Raw genomic sequence first — 15,759 nt, forward strand, 5'->3', positions numbered from 1 at the left:
GCGGGACCTTAGCAGCCGTCGGAAGCGAGTCCAGTGCGACCTTCGGGGCGCGCTGGCCTGTCCTGACCGCGGGCTGCCTTTTGCGGAGACTCCACGGATCGACCTCTAGAAAACGCCCGGTCTTCACTGCGGGTCTCGTGCAGGCGTATGTCTGAGAGGCGGATGGCTTCGTTGGCTGCCGCCAGCTCGACCCGCAGCCGCTCGATCTCGTCGGCAGCCTCGCCCAGCATCCGCGTCGCGTCGTCGTTCAGGCGGGTGAACCCGGTTGTCGACGGCAGGGCCATGTCCGCCGTGAATCGCAACCGTTCTACTATATCCTTGGTGTCGTTGCTCATGCCCTTTTAAATGGCACGGCTATGGTGAAGGGAAAGTTTCTCAACTCGCCGACTGAAATAACACGTTATTGCGTAGCGCGTAATTTCATGTCGACGGCGAGCCGAGCGGCACTGACCCAGCATCAAGGCGCCTCGAAAGCGATGGCGAGGGCAGCAAGGGTCAGGAGCGCTGAAATAAGCCAGTGCCAGTGAAGGATCAGCAACCCGCCCTCCTTGCATTCGGGGTCACAAGGAGGAGGTTAGTCCATGCCGCGACAGGTGTGGTTGGACGATGGTCTTAGACCGTGGGCCTACCCGAAATGGGCAGGCTGCCGCGACCGGGCAGAGCGGCACTCGAGCCGTTCCGTAGATTTGTCTTGCCTGTTCGAGCGGCGAACGGTTGTCTTGTCAAAGGCTTTGCATTACGGCACGAATTCACAAGAACTAAGATGATTTTCTCCAGGAGAACGAAGATGCGCCGCGCCGTCTCGACTGCAATTCTCGTGCTGGGACTCGCAGCACAGGCTCACGCGCAAACGGGACCTGCTCCCGCCGCTGACGCCGCGCCCGTATCCCGTGCGGAGATCCGCGAGTTGATCGAAGCCGCCCAGGCGACTGCCAAGGCCTCCCGCGAGAATGTCGACTATGCGCGCGTGATGCCGGATCTCCTCTACCAGATCCTGGCAAAGCTCGACAAAATCGAAGACAAGCTCGACAAGGTCGAGAATGCGGTGAAGGCCAATCAGCGCAAGCGCTGAGACGCGGAGCCGGACGTGCGACCCCACCGGGCCGCGCTAATCCACATAGCCGAAGGCGCCTTCCGAGGCGCCGCGCTTCCAATAGTTCAGCACGTACATCTGCTCGCGGTCGAGGCGATGCTGGGTGCGCATGTGGTTGCGGATCGAGCGCGCGACGGATCCTTCGGCGCCCGCCCATACGAAGACACGTGCGTCCGAGGGCCATGAGGCGGCTTTCACCGCATCCTGTAGGGCTGAGGTCGTGCCGGGATGGGCGCCGTTCGGGCAGAGCCATGTGACTTCCACACCTTCCGGGCGGGCAAGAGCCTGCATTTCCGTCTCGTCGGGGATTTCGATGAACACCTGGCCGCGCGCGGTTGGCGGCAGGTGCTCCATGATGAAGGCGAGGGCCGGCAGGGCGGTGTGGTCACCCGCGAACAGATACCAGTCGATATTCTGCGTGGTGGGACAGCCCGGCCCCCATATTCCCACGACATCGCCGGGTTGAGCACGGGCGGCCCATGCGGAGGCGACGCCGCGGTCCCCATGCATGACGAAATCCACATGCAGTTCCGCAGCCGCCTTGTCGAAGCGGCGTACGCTGTAGGTGCGCATCACGGGACGTCTTTCGATGGCCGGCCAGACGAGCCGTCCGTCGAACCCGATGGTCGGCCATTCCGGTTCGGCCAGATGCTTCGGCGGGATCAGGAGTTTGACATACGGGCCGAGCGCATTCGTCGGCACGTCAAAATCGGCGAGATCCTGTCCTCCGAGGACGATTCTGCGCATGCGGGGTGTCAGATCAATCGTCCGCACGACATGGAGTATGCAGAGTTGCAGCCTGGTCTCTTTCTGAGCGGGAGCCTTGGTTGCGTCCGACATGCGGGGATCCTTTCAGGATGGGGATTCAGCGCTCGCGCCGGGTGAGGTGCCAGATCAGGTAGGGAACGCCGATCAGGGCAGCCACGAGGCCCACGGGAAGCTGGAACGAGAAGATGACCATGCGACCGAGCCAGTCGGCCGCCACCATGAGGATGGCGCCGAGAAGGGCGGCGCCGATCAATTGCTCGAATGCGCGCCGCATCCCGAGCACCCGCGCCAGATGGGGACCGACGAGGCCGGCGAAAGTGAGCGGACCGACAACCAGCACGGAGGCCGCCGTCAACATGGATGCCAGCAACATCACGGCAAGGCGTGCGGCACCGAGTTCGACGCCGAGCTCCCGCGACGCCTCGTCCCCGAGGGGCAGGATGTCGAGCCAGCGCGAGGTCAGAGGCGTCGCGAGGAACAGCGGGACGGCGATCGCGAACGTCATCCAGGCCAGGGAGGCGTCGGCCCGGTAGGTCGAGCCCGCCATCCAGGCGAGAAGCTGGGAAGCCCTTGGGTCGCCGAGCGCCAGGAAGCTGACCACGATCGCATCGAGGAGCGCGCTCAAGGCGATGCCGGTCAGCAGGAGCTGATCCGGGGCAAAGCGGGCTCGCGTGCCACGCCACAGCAGGAGCGCCAGAACCGCGAAAGCGCCGGCGAGGCCGAGAGCCAGTTGCAGTGCGCGCCCGGGAGCGGCGCTGATGACCATGCTCGCCAAGATCCCAAGCGCCACCCCTGTGCCGATGCCGAGCACTTCCGGGCTCGCGATGGGATTGCGCGTCAGCCGCTGCAGCAGGACGCCTGCCATGCCAAGCATGGCTCCGGCGAGGAGTGCGACAGCGACACGAGGCACCCTCCAGGGGGCAAGGGTGGCAAACTCCTCCCCGAAGGCCAAAGACCATCCGTCGGGAGTTCGGCCGAGGAAAACCGCCATGAGAACGGCGGCGATCAGGATTCCGCCGAAGGCCGAAAAGCCGAGAGGACGTTTTCCGATGCGTGACGTAGCATGAATATCCGTGGCCCAGTCATTGCCCGCCGAGCGCAACTGCGGCAGCAGCCACAGGAGCAGGGGCGCGCCGAACAGGGCCGTTACGGCTCCCGTCGGCAGAAAATCGGCGAAATGATCGCCAGCGGCCTGAACGGCCTGATCGACGAGGACGAGGAGCCCGCCACCCAACAGAGGGGAGAGGATCAGACGGTCCCGGAGCTGCCGGGCCCCCGAGAGGCGGGCGATCTGCGGCGCGGCAAGCCCGATGAAGCCGATGACGCCGACAGCCGATGTGACGAAAGCGGTCAACAGGACAGCGAGAAGGAGGGCGCCTGCGCGCAGCGCCTGCAGGGATACGCCGAGACTGCTGGCGCTCGCGTCATCCAGAGCCATGACGCTCAAGGGGCGCACGAGCAGGGCCGCGACGATTCCCCCGATGAGGAGGCGCGGGAGGAGATAGGCAACGGCGGACCAGTCCTGCTGGGCGACCGAGCCCGCTCCCCAGATGAACAGGGAGGTGACGTATTCCTGGTTCAGGAGTTTCAAGGCAACGGAGAGAGCGCCGCAGAATAGGCCGACCACCAGTCCCGTCAGCACCAATGTGAGGGAGGAAAACCCTCTTTTCGCGGCGACGGCGAAGATCAGCGCCGTCACGGCCACGGCCCCGGCAATGGCGACGATCTCCCGGCTCGCACCCAGAAGCGCGGGGGCCCAGATGGCTGCCATCACAAGCGTGAGCTGGGCGCCCGCCTCGACGCCGAGGGTCGTCGGGGAGGCGAGGGGGTTGCGCAAAACATGCTGAAACAAGGCGCCTGCCAGCCCCAGACCTGTCCCGCAGAGAAACGCCGTCATCAGGCGCGGCAGGGCGCTGAAATGGAACAGGAGCTGGCGCACGTCGTCCGCCGAAGGCTGCAAGGCGGCCTGGAACCAGAGGGCAGGCGGCAGCTGGCGAGCGAGCTGCACGGCGCTCAGCACAAGCGCGAGGCTCAGGATCGCACCTGCCAGTCCGACGGCGCCGCCTCTGGTCCGGCTAGCTTGCACGGGCAGGCTCATGGGCAAGAAGATTTTGGCTCAACAGGCGCGCAAAGCGTCCGGCCGCGACGACGTCGCCGAACGCCCAGGCGGTCGGCAGGGTCGTGATCCGTCCGGCCCGAACGAAAGGCAGGTTCTGCCACAGGCCCGGCCCCTCCCTGTTGACCGGAGCATCGGCAGGGATGGGTTCGATCGCGACGAGCTGCGCGTCCGGGTAGGCTGCCAGATCGGAGACGCCCACGAGGCTGAAGCCCCAATAATTCGTCGGGCGGTCCCAGGCGTTCGGCACGCCAATACGGTTCAGCACATCGCCGAAGAGACTATTGGCGCCATAGATCCGCACATGGCGTGCATCCATGAAACCGGCGAGGAGGAGCGGGCGCAAAGCACGGCCCACGAGCGCGCGCCGGGCGGCGTCGAAGGTGGCATCCGCTTCGGCCAGCACGGCCTCCGCCCGGCTCTCCACGCCGAGCTCCCGGGCGATGTCGCGCATGATCCGGCGGGACTGCTCCAACGGTTCTCCAGAGGCCGTATAGGTGGCATAGGAGCGCGTCGGCGCAATGCGCTCCAGAAGCGGGCGGACGCTTTCGCTGAAGGGTGTCGTGATAATCAGATCGGGCTCGAGCGCAGCGATCACTTCGAGGTTCGGCTCGGTGCGCAGGCCGATATCCTGGACTCCCGGAGGCACAGGAGGCTCGGCCGCCCATCGACGATAAAGATCGATCTCCGCAATGCCGACCGGTTCGATGCCGAGAGCAAGCACGGTCGAGGTCAGACCCCAATCGAGAACGGCGACGCGGCTCGGGCGCCCAGTGCTCCGTGCGCCGACGGGGAGAGCTTGCGAAAGCAGGAGGGCTGCGATCAGCTCGCGCCGGTTGAGGCTCCGAGTCATCGCGCGAATCCGATGGGCGCTTCGGTGACGGGATGGCGGATCACCTCCATGGGGATGCCGTAGACCATCTCTAAAACGTCGGAGTGCATGATGTCGCCGGGCGTTCCGCGCATGCGGATCGCGCCCTTTTGCAGGGCGATCAGCTCGTCGCAGAAGCGCGCCGCCATGTTGATGTCGTGCAGGACGGCGACAACGCCCAGATTCCGGCTGCGGCTCAGGCTCCGCAGAAGGCGCAGGACCTCCATCTGATGGGCGAGATCGAGGGCCGAGGTGGGCTCGTCGAGAAGAATGACGCCGCTGTTCTGGGCCACCAGCATCGCGACCCAGGCGCGCTGGCGCTCGCCGCCCGAAAGGGTGTCCACCAGCCGGTCGGCGAAGGGCTCCACCTGGGCGAGGCTCATGGCCTCGGCCACGTGCCGGTGATCCTCGGGAGAGACGCGGCCAAGAGGGCCATGCCACGGATAGCGCCCGAAACGCACGAGTTCTCGGACCGTCAGGCTCGTCGTGACGGGGGTATGCTGGGGAAGGTAGGCAACATGCCTCGCAAAGGCGCGGGCGCCGAAATCCTGGATCGGAGTTCCGGCGAAGCGGATCGCGCCGCCGCTCGGCGGCATCTGCCGGGCCAGCAGCTTGAGGAGAGTCGACTTGCCCGACCCGTTATGGCCGATGATCCCGTAGACGCGCCCCCGCCCGAAAGCGAGCGAGGTCGGCTGAAGGAGCGCATGCCCCTCGATGGAGAGGTGAGCCCCCTCCATCTCGAGGACGGCGTCGGCCCCGCCGGGACGCCCGGCGAAGGTCTCGGCCGTTCTGCGCCGGAACGGGGCGTTCATCACCACTTGTAGCTCGCGCTCACGGTTGCCCTGCGGCGGTCGCCGTAGAAGCACGCGTTGGGTGAGGAGCAGGAGCCCACATAGACCTCGTCGAACAGGTTCGACACGTTCAAGGCAAAGCGCCAGTTGTCGCGCTCGTAATGAACGGCGGCATCGGCGACCGTGTAGCTCGGCACCTTCAGGGTGTTGGCCTCGTCCGCATAGGAGCTGCCGACGAAGCGGACGCCTGCGCCTACACCGAAGCCCTTGAGAGCTCCTTCCTGCACGGTGTAGTCGAGCCAGAGCGATCCGAAAGTCTCCGGCACGCCCGCCGGAACCCGGCCGATGCGGGACGGGTCCAGGTCCTTCGTGGTCTCAAGGTCATAGATCGTGTAGGCGCCCACGAGGTTGAGCCCCTCCATCAGATTGGCGTTGGCCTCGAACTCCACGCCCCGGGAGCGCACCTCTCCGGTCTGCACCTGATTGAGGACATTGGCCGGATCGGTCGTCAGCACGTTCTGGCGCGTCAGGTCGAACAGGGCCACGCCGATGAAGCTGCGGGATCCTACGGGCTGGTACTTGACGCCCACCTCGATCTGCTCGCCGGTCTCGGGCTCGAGGGGGCGCTGGGTGGCGCTGTTGGTGCCGATCAGCGGGTTGAAGGAGCGCGAATAGCTCGCATAGGGCGCAAGTCCGATATCGCTCGTGTAGACGAGGCCGACGCGTCCGCTGAACTTGCGGTCGTCGCCTTCCGTGCTGGCGGACGGGAACAGGTAATTGGTCGTGTCCGTGTTGACCCAGTCATGCCGCCCGCTCAGCACCAGGGTGAAGCGGTCGAACTTGATCTGGTCCTGCACATAGGCGCCGAGCTGGTTCTGAACGATGTTGTTGAGGGTATAGCGCGAGGTCGTCGGCAGGGTGGGCGTATAGATCGGATTGAGCAGGTCGAGGGGCGGGCCCATCTCGAAACCCTGCTCGTCGTCGATCCGGTAGCGCTTGTAGTCGAGCCCCATGAGAAGGATGTGGCTCAGCGGGCCGGTGGCGAACTTCACCTCCGCATGGTTGTCGACCGTGAACAGGCCGACGCGGGGCTTGGTGACGAAGTTGCCGCGCGCCAGAAGCGCCTGAGTCGCCGTCGGCACGGCCGCGTAGCCGAGGCCGTAAAGGTTCGTGAAATCGATGCTGAGAGCGTTGTAGCGCAGGTTCTGGCGCACCGTCCAAGCGTCGTTGAAACGATGCTCGAACTGATAGCCGATCATCGCCTGCTCGCGCTCGAAGGAATCGAAGCCCGGATTGCTGGTGAACAACTGTGTCGGAATGCGTCCGAAGGGGGCCGGGACCACCGTTCCCTCATAGGGAAGAAAGTTCTGGCCGTTGGTTTTGTCCCGCTGGTAGGAGCCGAGGATCGTCAGGGTCGTGTCGGCGGAAGGCTTCCAGGTCAGGCTCGGCGCGATGAAGGCGCGGTCGTCCCTGGTGTAGTCCGTCTGGGTGTCGCCGATCTTGCCGAGCCCGGTGAGCCGGTAGAAGAACTGGCTGCCGTCACCGCCCGTAGCGACCGGGCCGCTCAGGTCGAAGGCGCCGAAAACATTGCCGAACGAGTTGACGCCCACATCGACCCGGCGGAGCGGCTCGCTCGTGGGCATCTTGCTGATGGCGTTGATGAGGCCGCCCGGGTTCGTGCCGCCGTAGAGGACCGAGGAGGGGCCGCGCAGAACCTCGATGCGTTCGAGGCCGTAGGGTTCGAGCCTGAAGGTGGCGAAGGACGTCGAGAAGAGCTGCAGGCCGTTCAGGTAATAGCCTGTCGCCTGGGCCGTGAAGCCGCGGATGAGGAACCAGTCATTGCGGACGTCGCCGCCGAAGGTTTCCGAGCGAATGCCGGGCGAGTAGCGCGTCGCCTCCACCACCGACTGAGCCCCTTGCTCCTCGATCTGCTCGCGTCCGACCACCGAGACGGCCTGGGGCGTCTCGATGATGGGCGTATCCGTCTTGCTGCCGCTCGCGCTGCGGGTCGCCACATAGCCCTGGACCGGGCCCGTCGCGGTCTCGCCGCGCTCGGTGACCGTCACCGTCTCGAGGGCGATCTCGCCGTTCGGCTGGGCGATTGCCGTCTGCGCCGTCGCATGGGTCACGGAGAGACCGAGACCTCCCAAAGCCGTCGTGGCGAGGAGGCCCCAGAGCCCAGCTTTGCGGCGCGAGAGCCGCTTGGTCGAATTCGGATACGCACTCATTGTCTGTCCTTCCGGACGCGGTTCAAGGCCGCGCCTGTGATGCCTCTTGTCGAATGATGGGGCCGGGGCCCTCTTGTTGCTCGATGGCTTGCCAAGCCTTCCGCGTGCGTGCCCGTTCTCCTCAGCGCAGGTCGAACCGCAGCGGCACGGCGAAGGTGAACTGCTGCTGGGGAAGGGCGTCCGGCGCCGGAGGCAGGGAGGTTCCGGGCGCTGTGGCGGCCAGTGCGGCCTGATCGAGAGCGGGATGTCCGGCGCTGCGCACGAGTGCGGCACCGACGATCCGACCATTGCGCAGCATGGTAAAACGGACGGTTGCGACACCCTCGATCCCCTGCGCTTTCGGGCCCTCCGGATAGCGCAGGCGCCTTCTCAGGGTGGAGCTTAGTTGCGCCGCATAGCGGTTGAGAACGTTCGGGTCCGCCGAGGCCGCTGCACCGCCCGTGTTCTCCCGCGACGAGGAGGCCTGCCCCTGGCGTGGAGTGGACGGAGCTGACCTCTGCTCGGCAACCGCCTTGCGCGGGGCAGGGCGCGGCTTCGGCTCCACCTTTTTCGGTGCCGGCGGCTTCTTGGGCTTCGGGGCGGGCTTCTGCTCCAGTGTCTTCGCCACGACCGTTTCATCGGGCGGAGGAAGGGCCGCGACGACCTCGGGTTCCGGAGCCGCTTCCGCCTCGACGGGCGCCGCATCCGCGGGCACGGCCTCGGCGGTTTCTGCTTCTGCCACCACTTCGGGCTGGACGGCCTCGTTCATTTCCATCGGGACGGCTTCGGCGGTCTCCTGCGGAAGAACCTCGGTCATTTCCTCCGGTGGAAGCACCTCCTCCGGCGGCAGGGCTTCGGCCGTGACGGGCTCGGGAGGCTGAACCTCCGCCGCCTCGGCCAGAACATCGGCCGGGGCCGCCGCTTCCGCTGGCGCGAGGGCTTCGGCGGTTTCCATGGCGGGCGCCAGATCGATGGTGATTTCCTGCTCGCCGGGTGGAGCCTGAACGTCCCGGGACGGCCAGAGCGCGAGGGCTCCCAGCGCGCCGGCATGGAGAGAGAGCGCAACGAGGAAGGCTGCACCGAGGCGACCTTGGTCCTTCGTCTCCCTGTCCTGAACCAATGTTTGCATTGTCTCGGGCTTTACTGCGCCGTCGGGCTCGGTGCCTGGGCGATCAGGGACACCTTGCTGAAGCCTGCCGCGCTGACCTGGCCCATGATCTCGATGACACGGCCGTAGGGCACACTCCGGTCTCCGCGCACCAGCACGATCTGGGCCGGGTCCTGAGCTGCAAGCTCCTTGAGGCGCGGCACGATCGTCTCGGGCAGGAGCGGCTCCTTGTCGAGGAAGGGCTGCCCGTTCTCGTCGATGCTGACGACGACCGGTTGCTTCGGCTGCGAGACCTTCGGTGCCGCCGTCTTCGGCAGCTGCACCGGTACGCCGACCGTCATGAGAGGCGCGGCGACCATGAAAATGATGAGAAGCACCAGCATCACGTCGACGAGCGGCGTGACGTTGATCTCGGAAAGAGGTGTGGCGCCGAACTCGTCGTCCGGCTCACCTGAGCGGAGCGGTCCCATGCCCATTATTCGGCGGCCTCTGCGCGGACATGGGGCTTGCGGTCACGGGCAAGACGGTCGCCCAGAGCCGTGATGCCCGCAGCGAACGATTGCTGCACGCGGCCGAGATCGGTGGTGAGCTTGTTGTAGGCAATCACCGCCGGGATGGCGGCCACGAGGCCGATGGCAGTCGCGAACAGGGCTTCGGCAATGCCGGGAGCCACGACGGACAGGCTCGTATCCTGACTCTTCGCAATTGCGGAGAATGAATTCATGATTCCCCACACCGTGCCGAACAGGCCTATGAAGGGCGCTGCGGATCCTGTGGTGGCAAGAAAGGCGAGGCCCGGCTGGAGACGGCGCATATCCACGGCAAGCGCGGCCCGCATGGCGCGCTCGATCCGCTCCCGCCGCTCTGCCCGGGACTCGGACGCGTCCTGGTCGCGCCAAGCCTCGTGGCCGGCCGCCACGATGCGCCCGGCGGGGCCCGGGATTTGCGGATGGAGCCTCTCGCCGGAACGGGCAGCGGCCTCGAAGGCGCGAGCCTGGCGCCGCACCCTCACGAGGCGCACGAGTTTGTCGATGATGATCGTCCAGCAGCCGAGCGACGCCAGGACGAGCAGGATCATGACCCCTTTGACGATGGGGTCGGCCTGAAGGAACAGGCCGAGGAAGGACAGATCATGCGGCGCGGTGGGGGCGATCTCGTTCATGATTGCGGCCTCACTTCTCGAAGGGAACGTTGTCGACCTTGGAGGCGGTCTCGATGGCGGCGAGGCACTGCTCACGGTCGCTGGCCGCGCCCTCGCAGGCCATCACATCGTTGAGGAGGATGCGCCCGAAGCGCGGGCATGAGAGGCCGGCGAAGTCGAACAGCTTGATGAGCGTCTTCTTCTCCGGAACGGGCCCGATCTCCACGGCCAGACGCTTGGCCGCCACACCGTCGGTGTCGAGCGCGAACAGATCGAGCTTGAGCGAGCGCCAGCCCGCTCCCTGACGGTTGTTGATCAGGAAATACGCCCGGCAGCTGTCGCCTGCATTCTCCAGCCGGTTCAGTTCGACCCGCAGAGGAGACGCTGGCGTCTTTTCCTGTGCCCAGGCGGCTCCACCGATGCCGAGCGATAGAGCCGCAAAGGCGGCGACGAGTTTGGTGCGACGGGTGAGAGCGGTCGTGCCGGAGGCTTGAGGGTTTGTTCCCATGAGAAGCGTCGTTTCACTCTTCTTGTGGTCGAGCGCGTCTACCGCGACGCGAGCATGCAGCCGCCCGCGCCCGGCGCCATCAGCGCTGGCGTGTTGTCAGGATAGTCAGGTCAAGCAATCGAGCGGCGCTGAAACAGGTTCCTGCGCCACGTCTCGAATATCTGAAAGAAGACATTCTGATCAAGGGCTTAGCGAAAAGTCAGAGCGGTTCTAAAAGAGACCTTACAGCCTTGAGTTCGATAGGAATTTCGCCTCTTTAAAATGGCTGTAAGGTGCTTTTTTGAAGGATTTCGGCGCTCGGGATCCGAGGAAATGCCGTGTCGCGGTCTGTCCTGTCGGTGGGCTTTGCCACCAAGGCGCGGCTGTCGCGGCCGCCATGGAAGAGGATAATTCACATTCCGTGTCTTGGTGGAATATGCTTGGCCGTAAGGATGAAATATGCACCCGACGATAATGCCTATCGCACGGGTCGAAGGTCGTCTTAAACTCGATCAGACAGGCTCTCGAAAGCCGAAGAGGGAGGAAATAATGTTGCGAAGAACTTTTGTCGGGATCGTCAGTGCTGCGGCGCTCACGCTGGGCCTCGGTGGCGCGGTGTCGGCTCAGGAGACGATGAAAGTCGGTCTGATCCTGCCTATGACGGGACCGTTCGCATCGACCGGGCGCCAGATCGAGGCCGCTGCGAAGCTGTACATGCAGCAGAACGGCGACACGGTCGCGGGCAAGAAGATCCAGTTGATCGTGAAGGACGATACCGGCGTTGCCGACGTGACGAAGCGGCTTGCGCAGGAGCTGATCGTCAACGACAAGGTAGGCGTCATCGCTGGTTTCGGCCTCACGCCTCTTGCTCTGGCAACCGCGCCGCTCGCGACGCAGGCGAAGGTCCCGGCCGTCGTCATGGCGGCTGCGACGTCGACGATTACGGAGGCTTCACCCTTCATCGTGCGCACCAGCGGCACTCTCCCGCAGAATGCCATGCCCATGGCGGAGTGGGCCTCGCAGAACGGTATCAAGAAGGTCGTGACCCTCGTGTCCGATTACGGGCCGGGCATCGATGCCGAGAAGGCGTTTTCGGGCGCCTTCACCAAGGCGGGCGGTCAGGTGGGAAACCTGCGCGTTCCGCTGCAGAACCCAGATTTCTCGCCATTCCTCCAGAAGGTGGCCGATGCCAAGCCGGATGCGCTCTTCGTGTTCGTTCCCTCGGGTGTCGGGGCGCAGTTCATGAAGCAGTTCGTCGAGCGCGGGCTCGACAAGGGCGGCATCAAGCTGATCGCTACCGGCGACGTGACGGATGACGACATTCTGAACGGCATGGGCGACGTAGCGCTCGGCACGATCACCACGCACTACTATTCGGCCGCCCACGACAGCCCGGAGAACAAGGCGTTCGTCGATGCCTTCAAGAAGGCGAACAATGGCATGCGGCCGAACTTCATGGCCGTCGGCGGCTATGACGGTATGCACCTGATTTACGAGGGGCTGAAAAAGACGAACGGCGCCGGCGGTCAGGCTCTGGTCGATGCCATGAAGGGCATGAGCTGGACGAGCCCGCGCGGCCCGATCACGATCGACGCCCAGACCCGGGACATCATTCAGAATGTCTATGTCCGCAAAGTCGAGCGGGTGAACGGCGAGCTCTACAATGTGGAATTCGCGACGATCGAGGACGTCAAGGACCCGGTCAAGGCTGCCAAGTCGAACTGAGTTCACGCTGAAAGGAGGCGCCGTCCCCGTTGGCGGCGCCTCTCACGTTTTTCGGAGTACGCGGTGCTGACCATTCTCTTCGACGGTGTCGCCTATGGCATGCTGCTGTTCGTGCTTGCCTGCGGCCTTGCCGTGACGCTCGGGTTGATGAACTTCGTCAATCTGGCGCATGGCGCCTTCGCCATGGCGGGCGGCTACATCACGGCCGTTCTGATGAACCGTTACGGCGTACCGTTCCTCCTGACGCTTCCCTTGGCCTTTATCGGGCCGGCGCTGCTCGGGCTCGTGCTCGAGAGGACCCTTTATGTGCAGCTCTATGCCCGCAGCCATCTCGATCAGGTTCTGTTCTCCATCGGCCTCGTCTTCATGGCGGTGGCAGCCATCGACTACACGATGGGCTCGCAGCAGCAGCTGATCCAGCTTCCCGGCTGGCTGCAAGGGCGGGTCGATGTGCTCGGGGTGCAGGTCGGGCTCTACCGCAGCTTCATCATCGGCGTTTGCGGCGTTTTGGTCATTGCCCTGCAGCTGATCCTGACGCGGACCCGGTTCGGAAGCAGGCTGCGCGCCGCCGTGGACGATCCCCGCGTCGCGCGGGGCCTCGGGATCAATGTCAGCGCCATTTTCGCCACGACCTTCGCAGTCGGGTCGGGTTTGGCCGGGCTCGGGGGCGCGCTCGGCGCGGAGATCCTCGGGCTCGACCCGACCTTTCCCCTCAAGTTCATGATCTACTTCCTGATCGTCGTCACCGTCGGCGGCACGACCAGCATCACCGGACCCTTCCTGGCCTCGCTGCTTCTCGGCATCGCGGATGTCGCCGGCAAGTACTATCTGCCCGATTTCGGAGCGTTCATCATCTACACTCTCATGATCGTCGTTCTCGTGCTCCGCCCGCAAGGGCTCTTCGCCCACGGACGATGATCATGCAGGACAAGCCTTTCATGCCATCGCTTACTACCGATGAGGTCGCCACGTCCCTGCGCAGGAAGGGGCGCTGGGGACTGGGCGAAGTCCTCTTCTGGCTCGCCGCCGCGGCGACGCTCTTCTTTCTTCCCGAGCGCCATCTCATTCTCAACGAAATCGCCATCATCGGCCTCTTCGCCGTCTCCCTCGATCTGATCCTGGGTTATGCCGGCATCGTTTCCCTGGGCCATGCCGCGTTCTTCGGGGTTGGCGCCTATGTGGCCGGCATCTTCGCGAAGGAAATGACCGGTGATCCACTGACCGGTCTCGCCGTGGCAGGCGTGGCCGCGGCTCTCCTCGGTTTCGCAACGAGCTTCCTCGTGCTGCGCGGCGCGGACCTGACGCGGCTCATGGTGACCCTCGGCGTGGCGCTCGTCGCGGGCGAGATTGCCAATCAGGCCTCCTGGCTGACGGGTGGCGCAGATGGTCTGCAGGGTATCATGATGGGGCCCCTGCTCGGGATGTTCGAATTCGACATCTTCGGCACGACGGCCTATGCCTACAGCCTTGTGGTTCTCTTCGTCCTGTTCGTCGTGGCCCGGCGCATCGTTCATTCGCCCTTCGGGCTGTCCCTCCGCTCCATCCGCGACAACTCTCTGCGGGCTCGCGCCGTCGGCATTCCCGTGAATCGGCGTCTTGTAGCCATCTACACGATCTCCGCAGCCTACGCGGGCATCGCCGGCGGGTTGCTGGCGCAGACCACGCAGTTCGTGTCGCTGGACGTCTTGGCCTTCCACCGTTCGGCCGATGTCCTCCTCGTCCTCGTCATCGGGGGCGTGGGCTATCTCTATGGCGGGCTGATCGGCGCGGTGATCTTCAAGGTCCTGCAGGACATCCTCTCCAGCATGACACCGCAGTACTGGCAGTTCTGGATCGGGCTCATTCTCGTCGTCCTGGTACTGGCCGGGCGCGAGCGGCTGACCGAGCGGGCGCGATTCCTCGCAGGACGCCTCTTCGGACGTTCGGCCGGAGCACCCCGGACAGCGCCTGCACGGGAGGGCCGGCCGTGACTCCTGCACTGGAAACCATCGGACTGCAGAAGCGGTTCGGCGGCCTTACTGCCACCGATAACGTCTCGTTCCGGCTGGAGAAGGGTGCTCGTCATGCCCTCATCGGGCCCAACGGGGCCGGCAAGACCACCTTCATCAACCTGCTCACGGGCGTGATCCCGCCGACGAGCGGACGTATTCTCCTGGAGGGCGCGGACATTACCAGGCTGCGCCCGGAGCTTCGCGTTCAGCGCGGGCTTGCCCGCACGTTCCAGATCAACCAGCTCTTTCCGGCCATGACCCCGCTGGAGACCCTGGGCCTGGCGGTTTCGGAGCGCAAAGGGAGCGGGCGCGACTGGTGGCGGGTGTTCGGGAGCGACCGCGAAATCGTGGACGAGGTCGTCGGGATCGCGCAGCGGTTCCGCCTTGCCGACGTGCTGGACGAGCGCACCTCCAACCTGCCTTATGGAAAGCAGCGGCTCCTCGAGATCGCGGTCGCCTTCGCTTGCGAGCCCCGGGTGCTGCTTCTCGACGAACCGGCCGCCGGCGTGCCGGAGGCGGAGCGTCATGAACTGCTCGCGACGGTGGCCGCTCTCCCGCGGGACGTTTCCGTGCTTCTCATCGAGCACGATATGGACCTCGTCTTCAGTTTCGCCGAGCGCATTTCGGTGCTGGTGAACGGCGGTCTCTTCACGGAAGGCACAGTCGACGAGATTGCCGCGGATCCGCGCGTCCGCGCCGTTTACCTCGGGGAGAGCGTCGATGAATGATCTCCTGTCCCTGCGGCGGGTCTCGGCCGGATACGGGGATGCCGTCGTCATTTCGAACATCGATGTGGGCCTGAAGCAGGGCGAATCCCTCGCCGTTCTCGGGCGCAACGGAACCGGCAAGACGACGCTGATCAACACCATCGTCGGGGTCACCCGCCAGAAGGGCGGCATGATCGTCCTCGACGGCAGGGACCTTACCGGAGCACGCCCGGAGACCCGCGCGAAGGCCGGGATCGGGTGGGTTCCCCAGGAGCGCAACATCTTCAAGTCGCTCACGGTCGAGGAGAACCTGACTGCGGTCGCCCGCCCGGGACCGTGGACCCTTGCCCGTGCCTACGAACTCTTTCCCCTGTTGCGGGAGCGCCGCTCGAATCTCGGCAACCAGCTCTCTGGCGGAGAGCAGCAGATGCTGGCCGTTGCCCGCGCCCTCGTCCTCAATCCGAGAATCATGCTTCTCGACGAGCCGACGGAGGGATTGGCTCCCATCATCATCGAGGAATTGCTGGCGGCCCTGACCAAGGTCATTCGCGAGGAAGGCATGTCGGTCATCATTGTCGAGCAACACGCCCAGAAGATCCTCGGAATGACCGACAGGGCACTCATTCTCGACCGCGGCACGATCGTCCATTCAAGTTCCAGCAATGCGCTCATGGAGGATCCCACTGCTCTCGAGCAGCATCTTGGCGTCACCGGCGGCAAGAAGAAGCGGCTCGGACACCCGCCACTTTAGTTC

General features: G+C 65.1%; 16 protein-coding genes. 6 read left to right on the plus strand and 10 right to left on the minus strand.

The window, feature by feature from the left end; all coding sequences use genetic code 11:
* Positions 1–8: 8 nt before the first annotated feature.
* A complete protein-coding gene (locus tag ACFOYU_RS20655) occupies positions 9–335 on the minus strand; it encodes a hypothetical protein (RefSeq protein ID WP_226741723.1) in 327 nt (108 codons plus the stop codon).
* A gap of 452 nt (positions 336–787) precedes the next feature.
* Here ACFOYU_RS20655 and ACFOYU_RS20660 point away from each other — a divergent pair, with 452 nt between their 5' ends.
* Positions 788–1,072, plus strand: a complete 285-nt coding sequence (locus ACFOYU_RS20660; protein WP_226741724.1) for a hypothetical protein — start codon at positions 788–790, stop codon at positions 1,070–1,072.
* Positions 1,073–1,108: 36 nt separating this feature from the next.
* Here ACFOYU_RS20660 and ACFOYU_RS20665 read toward each other — a convergent pair whose 3' ends face one another.
* The 9 genes from ACFOYU_RS20665 to ACFOYU_RS20705 form a co-directional block, all read right to left on the minus strand.
* Positions 1,109–1,933 (minus strand): siderophore-interacting protein, encoded by an 825-nt coding sequence (locus tag ACFOYU_RS20665; RefSeq protein WP_377035064.1) that lies wholly within the window; start codon positions 1,931–1,933, stop codon positions 1,109–1,111.
* A gap of 25 nt (positions 1,934–1,958) precedes the next feature.
* Complete coding sequence (gene fhuB / locus ACFOYU_RS20670) at positions 1,959–3,947, minus strand: Fe(3+)-hydroxamate ABC transporter permease FhuB (protein ID WP_377035065.1); 1,989 nt, start codon at positions 3,945–3,947, stop codon at positions 1,959–1,961.
* Positions 3,937–4,830 carry an ABC transporter substrate-binding protein gene (locus ACFOYU_RS20675; RefSeq protein WP_377035066.1) on the minus strand — a complete coding sequence of 298 codons (894 nt, stop codon included), beginning with the start codon at positions 4,828–4,830 and terminating at the stop codon, positions 3,937–3,939. The genes fhuB and ACFOYU_RS20675 overlap by 11 nt, the downstream gene beginning before the upstream one ends.
* Positions 4,827–5,660, minus strand: coding sequence for an ABC transporter ATP-binding protein (locus tag ACFOYU_RS20680; RefSeq protein ID WP_377035067.1), 834 nt, complete (start codon positions 5,658–5,660; stop codon positions 4,827–4,829). Before ACFOYU_RS20680 ends, ACFOYU_RS20675 begins: the two co-directional genes overlap by 4 nt.
* Entirely contained in the window at positions 5,660–7,867 is a 2,208-nt protein-coding gene (locus tag ACFOYU_RS20685; RefSeq protein ID WP_377035068.1) for a TonB-dependent siderophore receptor, read from the minus strand. The genes ACFOYU_RS20680 and ACFOYU_RS20685 overlap by 1 nt, the downstream gene beginning before the upstream one ends.
* 121 nt (positions 7,868–7,988) lie before the next feature.
* Entirely contained in the window at positions 7,989–8,975 is a 987-nt protein-coding gene (locus tag ACFOYU_RS20690; RefSeq protein WP_377035069.1) for a TonB family protein, read from the minus strand.
* A gap of 11 nt (positions 8,976–8,986) precedes the next feature.
* Positions 8,987–9,430, minus strand: coding sequence for a biopolymer transporter ExbD (locus tag ACFOYU_RS20695; RefSeq protein ID WP_226741730.1), 444 nt, complete (start codon positions 9,428–9,430; stop codon positions 8,987–8,989).
* Positions 9,430–10,116: a MotA/TolQ/ExbB proton channel family protein gene (locus ACFOYU_RS20700; RefSeq protein ID WP_226741731.1), complete on the minus strand. Its 687-nt coding sequence runs from the start codon at positions 10,114–10,116 to the stop codon at positions 9,430–9,432. Before ACFOYU_RS20700 ends, ACFOYU_RS20695 begins: the two co-directional genes overlap by 1 nt.
* Positions 10,117–10,126: 10 nt before the next feature.
* On the minus strand, positions 10,127–10,603 hold the full coding sequence (locus ACFOYU_RS20705) for a Tat pathway signal protein (RefSeq protein WP_377035070.1): 477 nt from the start codon (positions 10,601–10,603) through the stop codon (positions 10,127–10,129).
* Positions 10,604–11,128: 525 nt separating this feature from the next.
* Between ACFOYU_RS20705 and ACFOYU_RS20710 the strand changes: the two genes are divergently transcribed.
* The 5 genes from ACFOYU_RS20710 (at position 11,129) to ACFOYU_RS20730 (ending at position 15,756) form a co-directional block, all read left to right on the plus strand.
* Positions 11,129–12,307 (plus strand): ABC transporter substrate-binding protein, encoded by a 1,179-nt coding sequence (locus ACFOYU_RS20710; protein ID WP_377035099.1) that lies wholly within the window; start codon positions 11,129–11,131, stop codon positions 12,305–12,307.
* Positions 12,308–12,370: 63 nt separating this feature from the next.
* The gene (locus ACFOYU_RS20715; protein ID WP_226741734.1) at positions 12,371–13,225 is read left to right on the plus strand and encodes a branched-chain amino acid ABC transporter permease; all 855 of its coding nucleotides are present in this window, start codon (positions 12,371–12,373) and stop codon (positions 13,223–13,225) included.
* A gap of 20 nt (positions 13,226–13,245) precedes the next feature.
* Positions 13,246–14,277 (plus strand): branched-chain amino acid ABC transporter permease, encoded by a 1,032-nt coding sequence (locus tag ACFOYU_RS20720; protein WP_377035071.1) that lies wholly within the window; start codon positions 13,246–13,248, stop codon positions 14,275–14,277.
* On the plus strand, positions 14,274–15,026 hold the full coding sequence (locus tag ACFOYU_RS20725; RefSeq protein ID WP_377035072.1) for an ABC transporter ATP-binding protein: 753 nt from the start codon (positions 14,274–14,276) through the stop codon (positions 15,024–15,026). The genes ACFOYU_RS20720 and ACFOYU_RS20725 overlap by 4 nt, the downstream gene beginning before the upstream one ends.
* Entirely contained in the window at positions 15,019–15,756 is a 738-nt protein-coding gene (locus ACFOYU_RS20730; RefSeq protein ID WP_377035073.1) for an ABC transporter ATP-binding protein, read from the plus strand. Before ACFOYU_RS20725 ends, ACFOYU_RS20730 begins: the two co-directional genes overlap by 8 nt.
* Positions 15,757–15,759: the final 3 nt, after the last annotated feature.

Origin of the sequence: Microvirga sp. GCM10011540 (genome assembly GCF_042650665.1) — a bacterium.
GTDB lineage: Bacteria > Pseudomonadota > Alphaproteobacteria > Rhizobiales > Beijerinckiaceae > Microvirga > Microvirga lenta.